The organism is Bacillus sp. GW823-FHT06A10, assembly GCF_058795375.1.
This window is the reverse complement of sequence record NZ_JBXAHT010000001.1, coordinates 2,026,370-2,048,984: the sequence shown is the minus strand read 5'-3', so window position 1 is coordinate 2,048,984 and position 22,615 is coordinate 2,026,370. Positions and strand designations below refer to the sequence as shown.

Sequence of the window (22,615 nt, the reverse complement as noted above, 5' to 3'; positions counted from 1 at the left end):
CTAATCGGTGCATACTGCTTCTTTATTGAAGTCCAAGTTTTTTTAAACGGTTATATAAAGTAGCCCTTGTTACGCCAAGTTGTTTTGCACATTCTAATTTATTCCCATTTAAAATTCGTAAAGCCCTTTCAATAACTTTTTTCTCATGCTCATCCATCTCTTCTTGTAAAGAAAGGATTGTATTATTGTTGCTGAGTAATAAGGAATGAGCTGTATGATTGTCTAAATTTTCGGTTGTATGAAATGGTAAATATTCTTGTTTTATAATTCCGTCTGTCGCAAATACCACAAGTCGTTCAACAACGTTTCGAAGTTCGCGAATATTACCTGGCCAATTGTAATGAAGCAGTTCATGCATAATGCTTGAAGGTAAGTCACGAATTGGTCTGTTATAGTTGATTGAAAAATCGTTTAAGAATGAGTATGTGAGTTCGATAATATCCTCTCGTCTTTCACGCAGCGGTGGAATATGCAGGCTAACTACATTTAAACGATAATATAAATCTTCTCGGAAAGTTCCTTTTCTCATTTCTTCTTGTAAATCCCGATTTGTAGCAGCGATAATGCGGAAATCAATATTAATTTCTTTTTCTCCGCCAACTCGGTAATACTTTCGTTCTTGTAGTACACGTAACAGTTTTACTTGCATATCGAGCGGCATTTCGCCAATCTCATCGAGGAATAAAGTACCGCCTTGCGCGAGTTCAATTTTACCTTTTTTTCCTTTACTATTTGCTCCAGAAAACGCCCCACGCTCGTAACCGAATAATTCACTTTCAAATAACGCTTCTGGAATTGCCCCGCAGTTAATCGAAATGAAAGGCGCCTTCGCTGTCTCACTTGCTTCATGAATTGCTTTCGCAAATACTTCTTTTCCAACTCCGCTTTCCCCAAGTATTAAAACAGTTGATTTCACCGAACAAACTTTTCTAGCTAATTGTATCGTTCTTTGTATAACAGGACTTTTCCCATTCATCGCAAGGAATGGATCGGATTCATCTTTATACTTTGCCACTTCTTGTTCTAAACGGTGCATTTCATGTGACATATTAAATAGTTTTTCATTTAAAGCGACTTGATTTGTAACATCTGTTTCTGAAACGACTGCTCCTATAATTTCATCATTACAATAAACTGGATTTGAATTAATTAATACGAATAAATCGGGACGAGGCTGATGGAACTGAGCGACTATGCTTTTTCCATCATGTAAAGATTGTAAAATTTCCAAGTCTTTATAATCAAAAAAACGAGTAATCGGTTGCCCAATAATTTCATTATGGTTGACTGAAAATATTTTTTCAGCACCATCTGTCCAAGTTCGAACGCATTCTTTACTATCAATGACTGTAACAGAAGAGTCAGTTGTTTGTATTACGGTGTCATAAAATGCCTGTAGTTCATTGTAGGACTTATAAAGAAATGGAATCATTTGCTGAGAAGTTATACAGCATATCGGCTCATCGTTTTCGTTAAGGATGATAACAGCTAATTCATAAGAAAAAGCGTCAATTAGTGCAGTGAATGAGTCATCTACATAAATAATGGCGCAATTATATTCATCTGTAGTAGAAGGGAGATAATAAAACCTTTCGTTTACTTGCTTAATGTGATTAAGGCTACATGTATGATCGATTAAAACACGTTCCAAAAACTCTTGTATAGTCGGAAATGAAAATGCCATAATGCCCTCCTGTTATGTATAAAAATTTTGACAGTGATAAAAAAATAATACACCTATTTACTGTAAATTTAAATTATTTTTACAAATAAAAATATTGTTTATGGAAATTGTATATATGAAGAATTGGCACGTCAATTGCATAAAAGAAAGTGAGAGGTTTAGGGAAAGGAGGAGTATATTGTGAGGCACTGCGACGTTTTAATTATAGGTGGTGGAATAATAGGGTGTTCTATCGCTTATTACACTTCAAAATACGGAAGAGACGTAACAATCATTGAAAAAGGAGAATTTGTCAGCGGGACGTCTTCACGGTGTGATGGGAATATTTTGGCCATTGATAAAGATCCGGGATTTGATAGTCAAATGTCTTTAGTAAGTCAAAAATTAGTAACTGATTTAAGTGAAAAATTAGAGCATTCATTTGAATATAGGGCACCAGGAAGTATTCTCGTATGTGAGTCAGACGAAGAGATGGAAGCTGCGCAACAATGGGTAGATCGGCAAAAAGAAGCTGGATTACCGTTTCGAATGCTTGATAGGCAAGATATAAGAGAAGAGTCGCCTTTTTTTGCTGATGATTTATTAGGCGGTTTAGAATGTGCGACGGATTCAACTGTGAATCCATATCTCCTTGCTTTCTCGCTTCTGTCAGAGGCACAAAAGTTTGGCGCAAAAGCCTTTAAGCAGACCGAAGTAAAGAGTATGAAAATAGAGACGAATGGTTCATTTGTTGTAGAAACTACGAATGGTACTTTTACAGCAAAACAAGTTGTAAATGCAGCCGGTGTGTGGGCTCCTAAGATTGGTCAGATGTTAAATGTAAATATACCAATTGAACCGAGAAAAGGGCATATTATAGTAGCATCAAGGCAACAACATGTAGGATGCCGTAAAGTAATGGAATTCGGTTATTTAATTTCTAAATTTGGCGGAAAAAGAAAAGTAGATGTTTTAACTGAAAAATACGGGGTTGCGCTCGTATTTGAGCCTACTGAAAGTCAAAATTTCTTAATTGGAAGTAGTCGTGAATTTGTAGGGTTTCATACGAGAATAAACAATGAAGTCATTAAATGTATCGCAAATAGAGCGATTCGCTTTTATCCGAAAATGGCAGATATGATGGTAATTCGTTCTTACGCTGGTTTACGTCCGTGGACAGAAGATCATTTGCCGATTATTTCACGAGTGGAACATATTCCGAATTATTTCATTGCCGCTGGACATGAAGGGGATGGGATTAGTCTTGCAGCAGTTACTGGGAAAGTAATTGAAGAGTTATTAAATGAAAAAGAGACAATTATTCCTATTGAACCACTTCGTTTGAGTCGTTTTACAGAAAGGGTGTTAAACGGATGAGGTCACAAAGAGTCTTTACGACTATTGATACACATACGGGCGGGAATCCAACGAGGACATTAATTAGCGGACTTCCAAAGTTGATTGGAGAGACGATGGCAGAGAAGATGTTACATATGAAAAAGGAATATGATTGGATTCGAAAATTGTTAATGAATGAACCGCGTGGTCATGATGTAATGTCAGGGGCATTATTAACAGACCCATGTCATCCTGAGGCTGATATAGGTGTTATATACATAGAGACAGGTGGATACTTACCGATGTGCGGTCACGATACAATCGGTGTATGTACAGCGTTAGTTGAATCAGGTTTAATTCCAGTAGTTGAACCGATTACTTCTTTAAAACTAGATACCCCGGCTGGCTTAGTGGAAGTAGATATTGCTGTTCAAGATGGAAAAGCAAAAGAGGTATCTTTCTGTAACATACCAGCTTTTTTATTGAAAAATATTACTGTACACGTCAAAGACATTGGAACTGTAGAGGCTGATATTGCGTATGGAGGGAATTTTTATGCCATTATTGATGCGAAGTCAGTAGGCCTAGAATTAGTACCAGAAAATGCATCTACAATCATCGATAAGGCGATTCATATAAGAAACACAATTAATGAGAAGTTTGAAATCATTCATCCAGAGTATTCGTTTATTAGAGGATTAACACATGTTGAATTTTATACAGATGCTACTCATGAATGTGCGCATGTGAAAAATACAGTTGTTGTACCACCAGGCGGAATAGATCGATCCCCATGCGGTACAGGAACATCTGCGAAGCTAGCTGTATTATACGCTCAGAAAGAAATCAAAATTGGTGAAGAGTTCATTCATGAGAGTATCGTTGGTTCTTTATTTAAAGGATATGTCGTGAATACGACACATGTTGAAAATATTGAAGCTGTCATAACGAAAATTACGGGATCAGCTTGGCTTATGGGTATGCATAAATTTTTTTACAATGAAATGGATCCACTCAAAGAAGGATTTTTGCTAATTCCGCCGATGGAACATGAAACGGAGGATATAAAATGAACATTCAAAAAATGTATACAGCAGTAGACGTACATGTAAATGGCGAGGCATTTCGTGTAATGAAAGACGTACCATGCAAATACTACTACAGTTTGGAGCAATTAAATGAACAATTTTCAGGTGAATTAGCAGAAGAGATGAAGCTTTTATTAAATGAACCACGTGGTTTTATCGGTTTGAATGGGTGTATTGTCGTTCCATCTATCCATAATGAAGTGGATGCAGCTGTATTATTTTTTAATCATGAAGGTTCGATTCCGCTTCATTATGGGGGCATTGTTGCGGTAATAACGATGTTACTCGAAAGTGGGTATTTAAAAAAGAGAGAGTCCAATCAATACAAAATTGAAACGTTATCTGGAATATTTTTAGTTCATGCGTATGTAGAGAATGATGAAGTTATATCTGTTTCGTTTGAAAGCAAACTTTGCTATTTGATTGAGGAAAATTTACAGGTTGGTAATGTAAGTTATTCTCTCATACAAGCAGATAAAGTATATGCAGTTGTAGAAAAAGGTGCGTATTCGCCAGAAATTCGTGTTGAAAACATTTCAGAATTGAAAAGATGGGGAGAAGCTACACTGCAGGCTATACAAAAACAGTCGCTAATAAAAAGGCTTATTTTAGTAGATCCTTCGCAAAAAGAAAAGAACCATATAAAGTCGATTACATTTCATGAAGATAACTTTATCGTACGTTCGCCAGGTTTTGTTTCTACTATCGTTTCCTATGTTCATGCATTATTTAAAAATGATTATATGGCGGATAAACCTTTTAAAAATGAAAGTATATTTAATAGTTTTATAACTGTGGAAAAAGTGAAGAAGGAGGAACTAGGATACATTTTCCGTTTTGAAAGTAGAGGATTTATTACAGGGATGCAGACGTTTCTATTAGACCCTACGGATCCGTTTCCGGCAGGATTCTTATTAAAATAAAATGTGATAGGGAGAGATAAATATGCAAAAAATTAAAGGGGCATTTCCAGTATTAATAACACCGATGGATGAATTTCAGGAAATTAATTGGGATGGGGTAAAACAAAATGTAAATTACTTTATCGAACAAAAGGTTGCAGGTATTATCATTAATGGAAGTACAGGAGAGTTTGTAAGTTTATCAAAAGAAGAACGATTTAAAATGGTAGAAACTGTGTTGAAAGAAATTGATGGCCGTATTCCAGTCATTGTTGGAACTGCAGCAGAGACCACAAAAGAAACAATTGAATATACGAAACATGCAGAAGCGCACGGAGCGGATTGTGCATTAATTATAAACTCTTACTATTGTAAACCGAAGGAAGAGGAGATTTATTTTCATTTTAAAGAAATCTCAAACTCTGTAAATATACCAATTATGCTATACAATAACCCATTTACTTCTGGTGTCGATATGAGTACAGAGCTAATGCTCCGTATTGGAAAAGAGTGTGAAAATGTTACACATATTAAAGAATCTAGCGGAGATATTCGAAAAGCGAGAGATTTAGTAAGACAAAGTGAAGGGGCTTTCCAAGTCTTCTGTGGTTCTGAAGATTTAGTTATGGAATCATATTTAGTTGGTGCTTCGGGATGGGTTTCAGTAGCAGGAAATATCGTTCCCGGTCTCGTTACAAAAATGTATGAGCATTTTCAAAATGGTGAATTAGAAAAGGCGTGGGAAATAAACGATGCTATTTTACCACTTTGCGAGTTTCTTGAAGGATCAGGGAAATATGTTCAAATCGTTAAACGTTCCATGGAATTACATGGGCAAGCAGGAGGACCTTCTCGCTATCCAAGACTAGGATTAACTGTTGACGAAGATCAAAAGCTTCAAACGATTTTATCAAATATTGCAGCTCATGCAGCTGTTTAAATAAGGAGGAGAACATAATGTTAAAGACAAATATTGAGCTGAAACCAAAAGTGGAAGCGTTTTTAAATGAAGAAATTAAAATGTTTATTAATGGCGAATTTGTTTCTGCTATTGGCGGAAAGACGTTTGAAACATACAATCCAGCAACAGAAGATGTTCTAGCAGTCGTATGTGAAGCGCAAGAAGAGGATATTGATGCTGCAGTAAAAGCAGCAAGATCTGCATTTAAATCTGGTCCGTGGGCAGAAATGACTACTGCTGAAAGAGCGCATCTTATTTATAAGTTAGCAGATTTAATTGAAGAACATAGAGAAGAATTAGCGCAACTAGAAGCTTTAGATAATGGAAAGCCATATCAAGTAGCACTTGATGATGATATTTCAGCGACTGTAGAAAATTATCGTTATTACGCAGGATGGGCTACAAAAATTATTGGGCAAACAATCCCAATTTCAAAAGATTACTTAAATTACACGAGACATGAACCTGTAGGTGTTGTAGGTCAGATTATTCCGTGGAACTTTCCGCTCGTTATGTCTTCTTGGAAAATGGGAGCTGCACTGGCGACAGGTTGTACGATCGTATTAAAACCAGCAGAGCAAACACCTTTATCCTTACTATATACAGCAAAACTCTTTAAAGAGGCTGGATTTCCAAACGGTGTTGTAAACTTTGTACCAGGCTTTGGTCCTGAAGCAGGAGCAGCAATTGTAAATCATCATGACATTGATAAAGTTGCTTTTACAGGATCTACTGTTACAGGAAAGTATATTATGCGTCAGTCTGCAGAAATGATTAAGCATGTAACGTTAGAGCTTGGCGGCAAATCACCAAACATCATTTTAGAAGATGCGGACTTGGAAGAAGCAATTAATGGTGCATTCCAAGGTATTATGTATAATCATGGTCAAAATTGTAGCGCAGGATCACGTGTATTTGTTCATCGTAAACATTATGAAACTGTAGTAGATGCACTTGTGAAAATGGCGAACAACGTAAAACTTGGAGCAGGTATGGAGAAAGGAACGGAAATGGGTCCACTCGTATCTAAGAAACAACAAGAGCGTGTGTTAAATTACATTGAGCAAGGGAAGAAAGAAGGTGCTACAGTTGCGGCTGGTGGCGAACGTGCGCTTGAAAAAGGTTATTTCGTTAAACCAACTGTATTCACAGATGTTACAGACGATATGACAATCGTTAAGGAAGAAATATTTGGACCAGTTGTTGTTGTACTTCCATTTGATTCGACAGAAGAAGTAATTGAACGAGCGAACAACTCATCCTATGGCCTTGCTGCGGGTGTATGGACGCAAAATATCAAAACGGGTCATCAAGTGGCAAATAAATTAAAAGCAGGAACAGTGTGGATTAATGATTATAACTTAGAAAATGCAGCTGCACCATTTGGTGGATACAAACAATCTGGTATTGGCCGCGAATTAGGTTCATATGCGCTTGATAATTATACAGAAGTGAAAAGTGTTTGGGTAAATATAAAGTAATAGGGTGTTTTACTGACAAAAATTGAGGGATGAAATAATGAAAGATGCGGACAACTAGAAAGTTTGATAATAGTTGTCCGTTTTCTTATATACAAAATTGCTTTTCAAAAGAATGATAAGGGGGATTTGGATGGAGAATTTAGTAGAATGGTTAGTAGGGCAAGTGTGGAGTATCGGTTTAGTTGTTTTTGCATTAGGGGCAGGCGTATATTTCACGATTGCAACACGTTTTTTGCAAATTCGTTATTTTAAAGAGATGATTAAACTATTATTTGAAGGAAAGAGTTCCGAGACGGGAATATCATCTTTTCAGGCATTTTGTTTAGCCTTATCAGGAAGAGTTGGAATTGGTAATATTGCAGGGGTAGCGACAGCGATCGCTTTCGGCGGGCCTGGAGCTGTATTTTGGATGTGGGTAATGGCTTTGTTAGGGGCAGCGAGTGCGTTTGTTGAATCAACATTATCTCAAGTATACAAAAGTAAAGTAGGGAATGAATATCGCGGCGGTACTCCATATTTCATTGAGAAAGGTTTAAAAATGAAATGGTTTGCAGTCATTGTAGCGGTAGTTGTAACACTTTCATATGGCATGTTATTACCAGGTATTCAATCTAGTAGTATCGCAGTTGGATTCGAAAACTCTAATGGTATTAACAAATATATAACTGGTATATTTTTAGTCGTGTTACTAGCGGCAATTATTTTTGGTGGTGTAAAGAGAATTGCTGGCGTTTCTCAAATGCTTGTTCCATTTATGGCAATTGGTTATGTAATTGTTACATGTATCATATTAATTGCGAATGTAACGGAGATCCCAAGTATGTTTGCTTTAATTTTCTCTAGCGCATTTGGTGTAAATGAAATGTTTGGTGGAATTGTTGGTGCAGCTATTGCATGGGGTGTAAAACGTGCTGTATTTTCAAACGTTGCTGGTGTCGGAGAAGCGACGTATAGTTCGGCTGCTGCTGAAGTATCGCATCCTGCAAAACAAGGATTAGTTCAAGCGTTTTCCGTATATATCGATACAATTGTCGTATGTACAGCGACAGCTCTTATGATATTAATTACAGGTATGTATAATGTTATACCTGAAGGGAAAAGCGCTATTGTAAAAAACATAGGAAATGTGGAAGCAGGTCCAATTTATACGCAACAAGCAGTTGAAACTGTGATGACAGGGTTTGGTCCAATATTTATTTCAATTGCAATTTTCTTTTTTGCATTTACAACGTTACTCGCTTATTACTATATCGCTGAAACGACACTTACTTATTTAGATCGTCAATTGAAGTATGGCTGCTTAAAACCAGTTTTAAAATTTGGATTTTTAATTATGGTTTACATCGGTAGTGTTGAATCAGCGTCGCTTTTATGGAATCTCGGAGATTTAGGAATCGGTAGTATGGCATGGTTAAACTTAATCGCGATTCTATTATTAAGTAAAATCGCATTAAAAGTGTTAAAAGACTATGAAAGGCAGAAAAAAGAAGGGAAAGATCCAGTATTTAATCCTAAAAATGTGGGGATTGAAGGATTAACATTTTGGGAAGAAAGAAGTAAAGAGGTTGAAAGAAAAAGTTCTAGAGAAAAAGTTATTGTAGATGATAATTTAAAATTATAACGTAAATTAACTGAAAATTCTTAATTTAAAAGAAGGTATATTGCCTCCATTTCATCGCATACTACAATAGGTATGGATAATATGACTGGAGGGAATAAGATGGAACATGAGCAACATAGTTCGATAAATGATATTCTACATCATTATAAAGAAGGTATAGGTAGTTTTACAAATCAAATTCCTGAAATCGCTGAGACATATAATGCGTTCACGCAAGCTTGTTTTCAAGAGGGTGCTTTAACAAAAAGAGAAAAACAACTTATTGCATTAGGAATTAGTTTAGCAACGCAAGATGAGTATTGTACAATTTATCATACAAAAGGTTGTCTTGATCAAGGATGTTCGGATAAAGAGATTCTGGAAGCATGTGGTGTTTCAGCAGCATTTGCTGGCGGAGCTGCGATGAGTCAAGCGGTAACTTTAGTGCAAGAGTGTTTAACAGAACTGAAAAATCAAAAGCATTGAATAAAAAACGTTTTAAACTTTATGTTTAAAACGTTTTTTATGTGAAATTAAATTTGAGTATAAAAATTATCTAGGATGGGTTCAATTTGTATTCAATTTAATATTCTATATCTTCATAAATAGATTTTCCTACATCAGGAAGAATTGTGTATATACTCTTACCGATTAAAGCTTCTAATTCTTTCTTAATCGCATAAAACCCTTTCCAATGTAAAGATGTATGAGATGTTGTACCATGACGCAAACCAACGGAAATTAATCTTCTTTCCAGCGTAGTAAAGCCATCTGCGTCAGCAAGAGCGTCACAAAGAGTAATTACTTTATTATATAAGTCGTAGTTACTATGTTCATTCAATATTGCAACTAATCGGCTTTTCATATGGTCAGGAACGAGACTCCATTCCGCTGCGATATCTATATGTTCATTTTTACAGGGAAATGAGTGTGTCACACAAATAATGGCGTTTCCTGTATATCCTAAATCATTCATATACATATAACCATCATAGGAATGAATGACCGATTTGGTAAAACCTTTGTATCTTCCGATATCATGCAAAAGGGCAGCGTTATATGCTATGTCAGCATCTAGCTTGTACCCTTTTTTTATAAGTTCTATAATTATGTTTTCAGTTGCATGAGCAACATGTAGTGAATGTTCAAACCAAGGGCCCGGGTTTTGTTCATATGCCCATTTGAGTAATTCTTTTGCGTACGTTCTATCTAATATATATTTCATATCGTTATCCTTTCAAAAAAAATCATATCTTAATATAAATTCATCTTATTATTTCATTATTCCTTCTTTAAAAATTGTTACAATGAAACAAAAGGGGGAAAAGTAATGCGAAATTTAGTAATTGAAGAAATTAAGAAACTAGAAAATGATATGGAAGAACTTTCGAAACTTTTGAAAATGGTTGTAAATGATGGGGCATCAATTGGTTTTTTGCCTCCACTGGAACAAAAAGACGCAACAAAGTATTGGCAAACAGTATTAGCGCCAGAAGTGATATTGTATGTGGCTAAAATAAACAACGAAGTAGCAGGGAGTATTCAATTACAATTAGTTACAAAGCCTAACGGAATTCATAGAGCCGAGATTTGTAAATTAATGACTCATCCAAACTTTAGACGTAACGGTATTGGACGATCGCTTATGCAAAAAGCAGAGGAACGAGCAAAGCAAGAAAACAGGTCTCTTTTAGTATTAGATACTAGAGAAGGAGATCCTTCCAATAAATTGTACAAATCACTAGACTACCAAGAAGTTGGAACAATACCAGGGTATGCAATTTCTCCGAATGGAAAGTTAGATGCTACGGTTATTTATTATAAAAACATTTAAGGTATAATCAAACGGGGAGAGTGCTTAATTATTAGTAAGTGAATAATAAACGACTATTTTTAACACAGTCTATATTTTTCTGGCGGTGTTAAAATAGTTAATTATAATCTAATTAACGCACTAAATGAATTTGAGAAAGTTTTTAGAGGGTTCTTTTAGTAATGATTCTCGTCTTATAATAAATGTAGAGAAGATGACTAGGCAACTATAGTTATTTTCGCTTTATTATTGGAAGGGGATGAAAGAATGAAAAAGAATAGTTTACAAAAGATGAAGAAAGTTATTTTAAGTGGTGGCGTATTACTTACGGGATTATTAACATTTGGATTTTCAGAAAAGGCTTCAGCTCATGGATATGTAGAATCACCAGCGAGCCGATCTTATTTATGTAAGCAAGGGGTAAATGTAAATTGTGGACCGATTCAATATGAACCACAAAGTGTAGAAGGGATAGGGGGATTTCCGCAACTAGGACCTTCTGATGGACAAATTGCAGGGGCTGGTCATTTTCCTGCGTTAGATGTTCAAACTGTAGATAGGTGGAAGAAAGTTACGTTAAATGGCGGAACGAATACATTCAAGTGGAAACTTACGGCTCCTCATAGTACAAAAGAGTGGAAATATTATATTACGAAAAAAGGTTGGAATCCAAATAAACCTTTAACGCGATCAGATTTAGATTTAGTGCCATTCTATGTGAAAAATGACGGTGGAGCTAGACCAGGGACAACAGTAACGCACGAAGCAAATGTACCAACTGACCGTAGTGGATACCATCTTATTTTAGCTGTTTGGGAAATTGCAGACACTGGAAATGCGTTTTATCAAGTTATAGATGTAAACCTTTTGAATAATGGCTTAGTTTCAAATTTCGCTTTTAACAACGTAGTGCAAACTCCTACACTATTTTAATTGAAACATATATTTCGATCATCTAATTCATTTTAGATGATTTTTTTTATGAAAATGATGAAAAATATAGAAGAAAGTGCAATTATTTATAAAAAAATATGCTTTAAATATTGTCATATTTGCTTCTTTAAGATATCCTTTTCATGAAGAGGTGGAAAACATGGAAAAAGTACTAGTTTTCGGGCATAAAAACCCAGATACAGATGCAATTTGTTCTGCAATTGCTTATGCAGAATTGAAAAAAGAATTAGGAATGAATGCTGAGCCTGTACGTTTAGGCGAAATCAGCGGTGAAACTCAATTTGCGTTAGACTATTTTAAAGTAGAAGGACCGCGTTTTGTTGAGACAGTAGCAAGCGAAGTGGACAACGTTATTTTAGTTGACCATAACGAGCGTCAACAAAGTGCTAACGATATCGAATCAGTTCGTGTGTTAGAAGTTATTGACCATCACCGTATTGCTAACTTTGAAACAAGCGATCCTATATACTATCGTTGTGAGCCAGTTGGATGTACAGCTACAATCTTAAACAAAATGTACAAAGAAAATGGCGTTACAATTCGTAAAGAAGTTGCAGGTTTAATGTTATCTGCAATTATTTCAGATTCTTTACTATTCAAATCTCCAACTTGCACAGAACAAGACGTAGCAGCTGCTCGTGAATTAGCGGAAATCGCTGGTGTAGATGCTGATAGCTACGGCTTAGAAATGTTAAAAGCTGGTGCTGACTTAAGCGGAAAAACAATGGAGCAATTAATCTCTCTTGACGCTAAAGAATTCCAAATGGGTAATGCGAAAGTTGAAATCGCACAAGTAAACGCTGTTGATACAAACGACGTTCTTGTACACCAAGCGGAACTTGAAAAAGTAATCTCTGCAGTAGTAGAAGAGAAAGGTTTAGACCTATTCTTATTCGTTGTAACTGATATCTTAACTAACGATTCTGTCGGTCTTGCGATCGGTAAAGCAGCAAACGTTGTTGAGAAAGCATACAACGTATCACTAGAAAACAACACAGCTACTTTAAAAGGTGTTGTATCTCGTAAAAAACAAATCGTACCAGTATTAACAGAAGCATTCCAAGCTTAATTTTATTGAGTACACATAAACAGCAAGGACAAGTAGTCAGATTGGCTACTTGTCCTTTTTTATCTCTAAAAAACAGAAAATTAAAAACGGGAGGATTGTGTATGTTGAATGATTTGGAGAGTAAATTACAGTCACTTTTAGAGCGAAATATTACGTCGGTTTCAGAATTAGAGAGCTGGCTTTCGGAGGAGCTGCGTTTAAACGCAGAAATAGAAGAAGAGTTAACGATCAATTTAATCGCTATGTATAGAGATACAAAAGATAGTAATATACGTGATATACATATGTATAACCAAAATGAAATTCAGCCACTTTTAAAAAGATACAATGCAAAATTTGACCAGAAATTTAGAGATTGTCCGTTTTCTGATTTATTAGATGAGCAGAAATATGGATTTATGAAAAAAGCAAGATTTGTGAAGAGTGAAATGTTTAATGAAAAGAACATAGCGCTTTCCGTTAAAGAGCAAGAACTTATTACGAAATATAGAGAAATAATGTCTAACATATCTATTAATTGGGAAGGCGAGCAAAAGACGTATGCATACGTAAAAGCAAGGATAGATAACCCAAATAGAGCTATTCGTGAAAAAGCTTGGTACGCTTTATGCGAAGCAAGAAGTATAGTAAAAATAGAAATAGATTGTATTATGAAGGAACTCGTACAATTGCGGAATCAGATGGCTTTAAATGCAGGGTTTAATAATTATAGTGAGTATGCCTTTAAACAAAAAAATAGAGATTACAGTATTGAAGATTGTTATAAGTTTCATGAGTCGATAGAAAAGTGTGTTGTACCAATTTGGAAACAGTTAGGAAGTCTTTTTAAAAAGAATCTTGATGTAAAAACGTATCGTCCTTGGGATCTTGCTCCTTGTAATTTGCAAAAATCTTCATTTGAAAATTACATTGATTTATTGGATGGGGTTGAAGAAATGTTTCGGAAGACAGATTCATGTTTTCATGAGGAATTTACTCATATAAGGGAAGCGGGATTAATTGACGTACAAGAACGGAAAAATAAAGCATCAGGAGCTGCTTGCTTTACCTTACCTCATAGTAAAGACGTTTTTATTTATTCTAATTTTAGTCCTTCATTTTATGCAATTCATGCATTAATACATGAATTGGGGCATGCATTACATTTTCATAAACAATTTAACAATGAAAGTAGTATGCAGGAAAGATACCTTCGTGAAGAGGTGGCGGAACTTTATTCCCTTAGCCTGGAGTTATTATTAATGGATAAGCTTACTATTTTTTATACGCAAGAGGATGATTATAAAGAAGTACAGCGAGTTCAATTATATCGTACTTTATCGTTATTAATATCGTCAGTTTCAGGAGATGTATTCCAGCACTGGCTTTATACAAATCCAAATCATTCACCAGAAGAGCGAGATGAGAAATATATTGAACTATGTAAAAGGTATCAATATTCATCAGTTGATATTGCAGGAGTAGAGAATGAAATTGGTTCTAGTTGGTTCGAGTCATTTCACTTTGTTCAGTTTCCTTTTTATAAAATTGAATATGCAATTGCGCAAATAGGAGCGATTCAATTGTTTCAAATTTATCGAGAGAATCCGGAACAAGCGATTACTTTCTTTAAAGAGGGAGCGAGTTCAGATTGGAATTTATCTATACAGGAAATATATAAAAATACAGGTGTTGCGTTTGACTTTTCGGAAGAAAGGATACAAAGTACTGCAAGGGCTATTTTAGATTTGATTAACGAATTAAAATAAGGATAGCGTTAGCTATCCTTATAATTGTTTATTCGTAAGATTTTTTCTTGTTTATATAAAATGTGATTATCGCAGTAATGAAGAAAATAGGTATCGCATACACTTGCCCAACAAATAACTTCCAGCCGACATAATTGTAGCCTTCAGATGCTGGGATGATAACGGAAATAACGCAAACGATAAAATAGACTAATAGTGCAGGGATAATATTTTTCATTTTTACGAACCTCCTTTTTAAATTCATTCGTACATCATAATATTACAATTTATTTTTATTATTTTGAAGAAAAAAAGAAAAATTTTTATGGTATTATAATATTTGCATTGAGAGTGATCCTTAGTACTTATATGGTAAAATGTGTAATTAAAACTTTCAGAATTATTATATAGTATTTCGAGAGAAAAATGTACAAAATAATGGATTTTATTTATTGAAGTTAAGGGAGTAGAAATATATATGAAAAGGCTATGTATAATTCCATGTGGAAAAAAGAAAATTTGGGATAAGCATTCAAACTACGGACCGATGGAAGCAAAAGATGTATATATTAGTCCGTTCGGAAAAGCATGTCAGGCGTACGCATCCATGTTTTTCGAAAACTGGGTTATATTATCAGCGAAACATGGATTTTTAAGGCCAAATGATATTGTATTAAAAAACTATGATCTTGCATTTGATTCAAAAAGCGATGAGGTAATAAGTATAGAGAAATTACAAAAACAGATGGTAGATAAAAGTTTACTACAGTTTGACGAAATCGTCTTACTAGCAGGGAAGAAGCATAAAAAAGTAGTGACAAAGTTATATCCAGAAGAAATGATTACATATCCGCTAGAGGGGTGTAAAGGAATTGGGTATATGTTGCAGAGGTTAAAAGAGGCAGTGAAGGAGGAGGCGGAAATATAGGTATAGTTTCGGTCACCATGATCTTAAACTTTATTTAGGAAACTTAAAAGTAAAATAGAGTTTTTAAGCATCGCCAAAAAGGTGATGCTTTTTTGTTCGTGTTACCATTCAAGTTAATACAATTTAGAGAATAAAGAATCCGATTTGTGAAGTGACATCTCTTTTTTAATCGAAAACGAATTGCCTTCACTTTTAGAAAATGTATGACGTATTGGTCTGGAAATATCGATAAATTTACAGCTTGGTTAGATTCACGTAAGTGGTACTATGAGTATGTGAGATAAGACTAATTATTATATAATCTTCTAACTCTACTTATGATATGGAGAAAATAGACTAATATACAAGCCTTTGTATACTTTCAAACATAGAATATGATGAATTCTATTTAGGAGGAAGTATATTCATGAGGAATACTTGTCATTGTGGGCATTCCCGAAATTGTAATAAATTTTGGGATGATTTAATGTTTGGGAGATGTAGATGTAAACGCAGAGATTTTCACGAATGTTGTTGCAAAGAGAAACCGAAATGTGAGTGTGAAAAATGTCATTGTAAAACAAAACCGAAATGCCATTGTAGGGATGAAGAGGAAGGGAATTAATAATAAAAAAGAGTACGATACGTACTCTTTTTTTGGGGGGAATTATAATCCATCTTGAACAGATTTCTTTACAATTACCCATGTGTCTTTCTTTTTAACCGTTATAGCTACATTAGTTCCATTAGATTCCTTATAAAAGATATATCCATTGTTTGAGTTTACATATGTTACTGGTTCGCCTATGCAATCTCGCGAGCAGGATTTGTTGACCAATTCAATTAGGGATAGTTCGCTTGGATCGGTTTTGCTTGCTTCTATAACAGCATCAAGGCTTGTTTTTCGATAACCTTGCAAGTTTATATGAAAAAGCTGCTCTATTTCTCCTGTAATGCTAGTATTCATTACTTCTACTGAATTCTTTTTTTCTTGAAGAAAGCCGTTTTCATAAAGTAATTTTGTATAGCCAATCCATGCTATTAACACTAGCATGAAAAACATACCCGTCATTTTAAGTATTCGAAGTCGTTTGCTTATAATTGTTTCTGAGTATTTCATTCACTCTAATCCTCCAATGTTTTTAATTTAAAATATGCTTGGATACATACTTTTAGAAGAGGATGAAAGTTAATGAGTTTTTAATAAAAAAGAAAACATCCAGGGTTAGATGCTTTCTTTTTTTTGTATTTTTGGCTATCTGTTAGTTACTTGTTTCATAAGTGGTCTTATTTCTTTAACTGGTGGTTTCTTATCATAGGCATCAACGTAAGAAAAGTAGTAGTTTAAGTTTCTTAGAAGACCTTTTCCTATTTTTGCACTTAAGAAAGGAAAGACTTGTCCGGTATAATCATCGAGAGATTTACAGTAATATTTTTCATCTAAATATATACTGTATTTACATGTTAGTTCTACTAAAGGATTCCCTTCATCATCAAATACTTCTTTAGAATCAATAATATCTATTAGTGCAAATTTTTCATTTAAGTAAACTTTCTTTTTTTTCTCGTGTTTATTTGTAAGTATAAAAACGAGACCAATCGCGTTAATCAAACTATTTCCTCCTATAAAAAACGGATATTAATAAAATATATCGATATAAGCTAAATGTAAAGAGGAGAGGTGAAATATCATGGAGAGAAAACTAAATAAGCCGATTGGTGAGAGCTGATAATCAGTGGGGGATGAACAAACCCCTCACTGATTAAAGTTTCACTTTATTGAAAGACTTGCGGGAATTGTTTTACGATTGCGTTTGTTATCATGTCAGCCATTTCTAATGCTTCTTTTTCAATTTTATCGTAAAGTTTTACTCCTGCTTCATAATCTTTATTTAGGAAGGCAAGTGCTTCTGCTTTCGTTAGTGCTAAATGTTCATAAAACATTTTTCTAAATTCTTCTTTATCTATATATGGGTTGATACTGTTAAGAAATTCAATAATTGCGTCACCATTAGCGTACCATTTTTTCTCTATAGCGGCCGCTGCATTTTGATTACCAGCTTTTGCGGCTTTAACAAGATCCGCTGCAATTACTAAGTGATCTTTAATTAATGCACTATATTTTTTCACTGCATCCTCACCGTAAAATGGTTCAAGTGATAGTCCCATATGTGTTGCGTTTTGTAGAAGTCGTCCAACAGTAACATTAACATCTGGTAAATTAAATACTATACTTATAATAGCCAATCTCGTCCAAGCGACGTGTTGTTCCCATAAAGAACGCATATACCCTTTTAAAAAATTCTCATTTTTACTAATTCGGTAGTTCCGTACGGATAAATCATAGTTTACATAAGGGTTATGGTAGGGGGAGTAATACGATTGCCAATAAGAATACATAAATAGTAACACTCCTTTGAACATGTATAACTCAAAGTATGATGAAGATTTATTTTTAGTTACGTGTCCTAGATTATTTTTAGGGAATTTGAAATGGAGAAATTCAATGAATGGTGTTGTGGTATATATGAATAAATTGAATATAAAGTAAAAGAGGGTCTGTAAGGGAAGTTGCAGACCCTCAAAAGGGTATTGCCGAGATGTCGGACTCGACTACGTAATGTTATCATAAAATTCTTTTGAAAAAACCTGGTAAATGTGTCCAAATGAAATTGGTACCGTCATAAAGTCAAAGGGACCTGCTTCCCGCGGCAGGCCCCATTAACTAGATAATGTCGATGAGCAAAAACTCATCTGGAGTACTTTTATAGTAACAAGTAAAATGTGTTTTGTGTATTGAGAAAGAAGAATTGCATAATTATATGTGAACAATTTAAATCCCAACAATTAATGATTATCATTAATTGTTGGGATCTAAATATGGTTATAAAATGGAGAAAAGACTTGGAAGTGAGATCGAGGTACACAGAAGTATGTAATCATGAAAAAGACCTGCTAATATAAGCAGGTCAACTTAAGGGGTTTATCCAACAGATTATTATATATGGTAACAACTGAATTGTAGTAAGTCTATACATTTAATATTGAGAAAAATTCTGTGAATGATATATTTCTTGCACATATATTAACGTCTAAAAAGTTGAGAAAGAAAATTAAAAAGCTTTTTATAAGAGAATAATGGCTGGTACTTATAGTATGATTCATATTTCCACGAATCATTATTAGAGAATTGGAGTTTTTGTGTTTTCGTTTTTGCCTTGATGGAACTCATATTACGATGTTTCATATAGCAACCTCCTGAATTTATATGTATACGATTAGTAGTATTCAAGAAAGGGAAATAAAATGAACATTTAAATTGAAACTCTTTCTTCTTGTGTACTGGATTTACGTTATAAATGTTGTAAAACATATAAAATAATGATGCTAATTCATATTAAATAAGTGAAGAAACATAGAATAATGAAAAAACAATAAGCATCTAATCATCCCTTTCAAGTCGCATAAGTGATTGATATAATAGAAGTAGATGAAAGATAAAGAAAAGCGGGTGACTCTTTTTTGTTTACTAAAGCACAAGAACTTTTAGCGTCCTACTTTGGTTATTCTTCGTTTCGAAGAGGACAAGATGAAACAATTAAAAATGTACTAGATGGGAAAGATACGGTTTGTATTATGCCAACGGGTGGCGGTAAGTCGATTTGTTATCAAATTCCGGCATTAGTATTTGAAGGAACGACGTTGGTTATATCGCCTCTAATATCACTTATGAAGGATCAAGTAGATACATTGGTACAGAATGGCATTTCAGCTACATATATTAATAGTTCTATATCTATTGCAGAAGCAAATCAGCGAATTCAATTAGCGAAACAAGGACATTACAAGTTACTTTATGTGGCGCCTGAGCGTCTTGATTCGATGGAGTTTGTTGATCAACTTATCGATATGAAAATCCCTATGATTGCGATTGATGAAGCACACTGTATTTCACAGTGGGGACATGATTTCCGTCCAAGTTATTTACATATACATCGCATATTAGATTATCTTCCAGAAAAGCCGCTCGTATTAGCATTAACAGCAACAGCAACACCGCAAGTACGTGATGATATTTGTAACACACTTGAAATTAATCAAGAAAATACAATTATGACAACGTTTGAGCGTGAGAACTTATCGTTTTCTGTCATTAAAGGGCAAGATCGAAATGCATATTTGGCGGATTATATTCGTCAAAATCAAAAGGAATCTGGGATTATATATGCAGCTACTAGAAAAGTAGTCGATCAGTTATATGAAGATTTAATGAAGGCAGGAGTTTCTGTATCAAAATATCACGCTGGTATGAGTGATAGTGATCGAAATGAGCAACAAGAACTCTTTTTACGAGATGAAGTAAGTGTAATGGTAGCAACATCTGCATTCGGGATGGGTATTGATAAATCGAATATTCGTTACGTAATTCATTATCAGCTTCCAAAAAATATGGAAAGTTACTATCAAGAAGCAGGACGTGCTGGTCGTGATGGATTAGATAGTACATGTATATTGTTATATTCTTCTCAAGATGTACAAGTACAGCGTTTTTTAATTGATCAATCAACTGGAGAATCACGTTTTTCAAATGAACTTGAAAAATTGCAAAATATGACCGATTACTGTCATACAGAACAATGTTTACAATCATTCATTTTGCAATACTTTGGAGAAGAACCGAAAGAAGATTGTGGACGCTGTGGTAATTGTACAGACAATCGCGAGAGCATCGATGTGACAAGAGAATCACAAATGGTTTTATCATGCATGATTAGAACGAACCAACGCTTTGGAAAGCAAATGATAGCGCAAGTATTAACTGGGTCGAAGAATAAGAAAGTTATTGAATTTAATTTTCATACTTTACCAACGTATGGGCTTTTATCGAACCGTAGTGTAAAAGAGGTCAGTGAGTTTATTGAGTTTTTAATTTCAGACGAGTTAATTGCAGTTGAACATGGCACTTATCCGACGTTAAAAGTAACTGAAAAAGGGAAAGAAGTATTACTTGGTAAAGAGAATGTTTTACGAAAAGAACGAGTAGAGACAAGACAAATTGTTCAAGACCATCCTTTATTTGAAGTGCTTCGTGAAGTACGTAAAGAAATTGCACAAGGAGAAGGTGTACCTCCGTTCGTTATTTTCTCTGACCAAACATTAAAAGATATGTGTGTGAAAATGCCGCAAAATGATTCTGAATTGTTGACGGTAAAAGGTATCGGAGAACACAAACTTGTGAAATATGGCTCGCACTTCTTACAAGCAGTTCAGCGTTTTATTGAGGAAAATCCAAATTATGCTGAAACGATTAAGACAGAAGTAGTTTCAGAGCGTAAAAAGTCAGGAAAAGCGTCCGCAAATTCTCATTTAGAAACATATGAAATGTATAAACAAGGTATTGATTTGAATGAGATTGCAAAAGAACGTAACTTATCAAGACAAACAATTGAAAACCATTTAATTCGCTGCTATGAGGATGGAATGGAAGTAGATTGGCAAAGCTTTGTTCCAGCAGAGTATGAATCTCTTATTGAAACTGCCGTTCAAAATGCAGAGGGTGGGCTGAAATCTATTAAAGAACAGCTTCCGAATGAAGTGAGTTACTTTATGATTCGTGCTTATTTACAAATAAGAAAGTAGAGACATATAAAGGGGTTAAGAATTTATGTATCATGTGTTCGTTTATGGCACATTAAGAAGAGGACAAACGAATGCTCATTATATGCAAGGTGCAACATGCATCGCAGACAGAGCTTGGACATATGGAAAATTATTTGATACGAATGAAGGATATCCGGCCATGACTTATTCGATTGAAGAACAGGTGTATGGAGAAGTTTATGTAGTAAATGATGAGATATTGTGTAAGTTAGATGAACTAGAAGAATATACAGGTAATGCGGAGACTGATTTATATGATCGAATCACGCAAACAGTATATGTTGCTTATAGGGAAATTGAGGCATATGTGTATATCGCTCAGAATAAAAAGATGTTAAAGAAAGTGATAGACTCTGGTGACTGGCTTATGTATCAAAAAATATAATAAGGTAGTTTTAAAAATTGGAAAGCAGATAATGACGAATTCATTATCTGCTTTTTATTGTGTGAATAATTGTCGTTCTCTTTTTATTCTTATAGTTCTTAGTACGATTCCAATTCCGAGAAATAAAACAGTAGCAGCGACCCCGCTAGTAGGATTTAACCAAAAATCACTACTGTTTGTAAGAGTAATAATCCCTGTTATTGTAACTAAAACAGTAGGAACAGCATCCTCGATCGCATGCATGATAACACATGGCCAGACGGATTTTGTAAGTCTATATATTTCAACATACATAATTGACCAACAAACCATAAGGATACAGCCAGATAAAAGCATATTTAATCTTGAGATAGATTCAAAATATTCATTTGGCAAAAAGACTATATAATATGCAGCATGCCAAAGTGCCCAAATTAAACCAGAAATAATATAAATGTACCAATCATTTAGATTTAGTTCAATCAACTTTGGAGTTAAATAACCACGCCAAGAAAACTCTTCAAAAATATTTTTAATAAAGTTACCAATAGTAGACATGACTATGAGTGACAATAACGTGGATATATCAAAACTAGCAATATGAGCTACTCCAAAAATGAGCGATATGCTTATCGTTATTACTGTAACGAATGGATAAATAAGTAGTGCAGTGAAATACCATATAAAGTTTCCTTTCAAATTTGGCTTGATGCCAAAATCATTCCAATCTCGGCTAATAACTCTAAGTAAAATGCTTACGAGGAAAGGTAATATTAGCCATAACCCCATACCTAAAGTATTTCCTTCAGGTTGATTTGTTAGAAGAGAATCTAGAAATACCCCAATCCATCCACTGGCCAAAACAGTTAATACAAAAATAAGTAAATATAACTTTAGTGATTTCTTTTTCGCGACATTCATTTGAAGAGCCTCCTTTACTTTTATTTATCCTACTATTTGCGGGCAGTAAAACGCCCATTGATTAAAGTCTTTGATTTTTACAATATTTGTTAATGGATAAATTGAATAGGAGACAAATAGAAAGTAGTATCTTTTGTATGCATCACTATACTATATGTGTATTTGT

Annotated in this window: 22 protein-coding genes and 1 pseudogene; 16 read left to right on the top strand and 7 right to left on the bottom strand. The window is 34.5% G+C overall.

The genetic code is table 11. The features are described 5' to 3' along the window. Window positions 1-22 precede the first annotated feature (22 nt). Window positions 23-1,684 carry a sigma-54 interaction domain-containing protein gene (locus tag AC1Q8M_RS10400; RefSeq protein ID WP_098361036.1) on the bottom strand — a complete coding sequence of 554 codons (1,662 nt, stop codon included), beginning with the start codon at window positions 1,682-1,684 and terminating at the stop codon, window positions 23-25. A gap of 180 nt (window positions 1,685-1,864) precedes the next feature. Here AC1Q8M_RS10400 and AC1Q8M_RS10395 point away from each other — a divergent pair, with 180 nt between their 5' ends. The 7 genes from AC1Q8M_RS10395 (at window position 1,865) to AC1Q8M_RS10365 (ending at window position 9,519) form a co-directional block, all read left to right on the top strand. Then, window positions 1,865-3,040, top strand: a complete 1,176-nt coding sequence (locus AC1Q8M_RS10395; protein ID WP_001215274.1) for an NAD(P)/FAD-dependent oxidoreductase — start codon at window positions 1,865-1,867, stop codon at window positions 3,038-3,040. Continuing rightward, window positions 3,037-4,074 (top strand): proline racemase family protein, encoded by a 1,038-nt coding sequence (locus AC1Q8M_RS10390; protein WP_001257537.1) that lies wholly within the window; start codon window positions 3,037-3,039, stop codon window positions 4,072-4,074. Before AC1Q8M_RS10395 ends, AC1Q8M_RS10390 begins: the two co-directional genes overlap by 4 nt. Continuing rightward, window positions 4,071-5,012, top strand: coding sequence for a proline racemase family protein (locus AC1Q8M_RS10385; protein WP_001025560.1), 942 nt, complete (start codon window positions 4,071-4,073; stop codon window positions 5,010-5,012). Before AC1Q8M_RS10390 ends, AC1Q8M_RS10385 begins: the two co-directional genes overlap by 4 nt. Before the next feature lie 22 nt (window positions 5,013-5,034). Next, window positions 5,035-5,931 carry a 4-hydroxy-tetrahydrodipicolinate synthase gene (gene dapA / locus AC1Q8M_RS10380; protein WP_001169449.1) on the top strand — a complete coding sequence of 299 codons (897 nt, stop codon included), beginning with the start codon at window positions 5,035-5,037 and terminating at the stop codon, window positions 5,929-5,931. A gap of 17 nt (window positions 5,932-5,948) precedes the next feature. Then, a complete protein-coding gene (locus AC1Q8M_RS10375; protein WP_000920979.1) occupies window positions 5,949-7,433 on the top strand; it encodes an aldehyde dehydrogenase family protein in 1,485 nt (494 codons plus the stop codon). Window positions 7,434-7,563: 130 nt separating this feature from the next. Further along, on the top strand, window positions 7,564-9,054 hold the full coding sequence (locus AC1Q8M_RS10370) for an alanine/glycine:cation symporter family protein (RefSeq protein ID WP_098361037.1): 1,491 nt from the start codon (window positions 7,564-7,566) through the stop codon (window positions 9,052-9,054). Between the two features lie 72 nt (window positions 9,055-9,126). Further along, window positions 9,127-9,519 carry a carboxymuconolactone decarboxylase family protein gene (locus AC1Q8M_RS10365; protein ID WP_001999958.1) on the top strand — a complete coding sequence of 131 codons (393 nt, stop codon included), beginning with the start codon at window positions 9,127-9,129 and terminating at the stop codon, window positions 9,517-9,519. A gap of 97 nt (window positions 9,520-9,616) precedes the next feature. Here AC1Q8M_RS10365 and AC1Q8M_RS10360 read toward each other — a convergent pair whose 3' ends face one another. Further along, the gene (locus tag AC1Q8M_RS10360) at window positions 9,617-10,258 is read right to left on the bottom strand and encodes an HD domain-containing protein (RefSeq protein ID WP_000875116.1); all 642 of its coding nucleotides are present in this window, start codon (window positions 10,256-10,258) and stop codon (window positions 9,617-9,619) included. A gap of 105 nt (window positions 10,259-10,363) precedes the next feature. Here AC1Q8M_RS10360 and AC1Q8M_RS10355 point away from each other — a divergent pair, with 105 nt between their 5' ends. The 4 genes from AC1Q8M_RS10355 (at window position 10,364) to AC1Q8M_RS10340 (ending at window position 14,617) form a co-directional block, all read left to right on the top strand. Next, a complete protein-coding gene (locus AC1Q8M_RS10355) occupies window positions 10,364-10,867 on the top strand; it encodes a GNAT family N-acetyltransferase (RefSeq protein WP_001245255.1) in 504 nt (167 codons plus the stop codon). A gap of 246 nt (window positions 10,868-11,113) precedes the next feature. Beyond that, window positions 11,114-11,779 carry a lytic polysaccharide monooxygenase gene (locus AC1Q8M_RS10350; protein WP_098855344.1) on the top strand — a complete coding sequence of 222 codons (666 nt, stop codon included), beginning with the start codon at window positions 11,114-11,116 and terminating at the stop codon, window positions 11,777-11,779. A gap of 160 nt (window positions 11,780-11,939) precedes the next feature. Then, window positions 11,940-12,869 carry a manganese-dependent inorganic pyrophosphatase gene (gene ppaC, locus AC1Q8M_RS10345; RefSeq protein WP_000416871.1) on the top strand — a complete coding sequence of 310 codons (930 nt, stop codon included), beginning with the start codon at window positions 11,940-11,942 and terminating at the stop codon, window positions 12,867-12,869. A gap of 101 nt (window positions 12,870-12,970) precedes the next feature. After that, a complete protein-coding gene (locus AC1Q8M_RS10340; RefSeq protein WP_086387399.1) occupies window positions 12,971-14,617 on the top strand; it encodes a M3 family oligoendopeptidase in 1,647 nt (548 codons plus the stop codon). Window positions 14,618-14,645: 28 nt separating this feature from the next. Here AC1Q8M_RS10340 and AC1Q8M_RS10335 read toward each other — a convergent pair whose 3' ends face one another. Beyond that, a complete protein-coding gene (locus tag AC1Q8M_RS10335) occupies window positions 14,646-14,834 on the bottom strand; it encodes a DUF4017 family protein (RefSeq protein ID WP_000789485.1) in 189 nt (62 codons plus the stop codon). A 240-nt stretch (window positions 14,835-15,074) separates the two neighbouring features. Between AC1Q8M_RS10335 and AC1Q8M_RS10330 the strand changes: the two genes are divergently transcribed. The 3 genes and pseudogenes from AC1Q8M_RS10330 (at window position 15,075) to AC1Q8M_RS10320 (ending at window position 16,186) form a co-directional block, all read left to right on the top strand. Continuing rightward, window positions 15,075-15,524, top strand: coding sequence for a DUF6884 domain-containing protein (locus AC1Q8M_RS10330; RefSeq protein ID WP_000824876.1), 450 nt, complete (start codon window positions 15,075-15,077; stop codon window positions 15,522-15,524). A gap of 209 nt (window positions 15,525-15,733) precedes the next feature. After that, a pseudogene (locus AC1Q8M_RS10325) lies at window positions 15,734-15,808 on the top strand (N-acetylmuramoyl-L-alanine amidase C-terminal domain-containing protein); the annotation flags it as partial. Between the two features lie 186 nt (window positions 15,809-15,994). Next, a complete protein-coding gene (locus tag AC1Q8M_RS10320; protein ID WP_000502998.1) occupies window positions 15,995-16,186 on the top strand; it encodes a hypothetical protein in 192 nt (63 codons plus the stop codon). Here AC1Q8M_RS10320 and AC1Q8M_RS10315 read toward each other — a convergent pair. The 3 genes from AC1Q8M_RS10315 to AC1Q8M_RS10305 all read right to left on the bottom strand — a co-directional run bounded on the left by AC1Q8M_RS10315 (window position 16,171) and on the right by AC1Q8M_RS10305 (window position 17,903). Next, window positions 16,171-16,623, bottom strand: coding sequence for a hypothetical protein (locus AC1Q8M_RS10315; protein ID WP_000877573.1), 453 nt, complete (start codon window positions 16,621-16,623; stop codon window positions 16,171-16,173). The two genes, AC1Q8M_RS10320 and AC1Q8M_RS10315, sit on opposite strands and share 16 nt — an antisense overlap. A gap of 135 nt (window positions 16,624-16,758) precedes the next feature. Next, window positions 16,759-17,115: a hypothetical protein gene (locus AC1Q8M_RS10310; RefSeq protein ID WP_000606231.1), complete on the bottom strand. Its 357-nt coding sequence runs from the start codon at window positions 17,113-17,115 to the stop codon at window positions 16,759-16,761. 164 nt (window positions 17,116-17,279) lie between these two features. Beyond that, a complete protein-coding gene (locus tag AC1Q8M_RS10305; protein ID WP_000287727.1) occupies window positions 17,280-17,903 on the bottom strand; it encodes a hypothetical protein in 624 nt (207 codons plus the stop codon). 1,122 nt (window positions 17,904-19,025) lie between these two features. Here AC1Q8M_RS10305 and recQ point away from each other — a divergent pair. Then, complete coding sequence (recQ, locus tag AC1Q8M_RS10300; RefSeq protein WP_098211284.1) at window positions 19,026-21,143, top strand: DNA helicase RecQ; 2,118 nt, start codon at window positions 19,026-19,028, stop codon at window positions 21,141-21,143. 25 nt (window positions 21,144-21,168) lie between these two features. Next, window positions 21,169-21,549, top strand: a complete 381-nt coding sequence (locus AC1Q8M_RS10295) for a gamma-glutamylcyclotransferase family protein (RefSeq protein ID WP_065228969.1) — start codon at window positions 21,169-21,171, stop codon at window positions 21,547-21,549. Between the two features lie 54 nt (window positions 21,550-21,603). On the opposite strand, the gene AC1Q8M_RS10290 is transcribed toward AC1Q8M_RS10295, so the two are convergent. Continuing rightward, window positions 21,604-22,449, bottom strand: a complete 846-nt coding sequence (locus tag AC1Q8M_RS10290; RefSeq protein WP_098361039.1) for a CPBP family glutamic-type intramembrane protease — start codon at window positions 22,447-22,449, stop codon at window positions 21,604-21,606. Window positions 22,450-22,615: the final 166 nt, after the last annotated feature.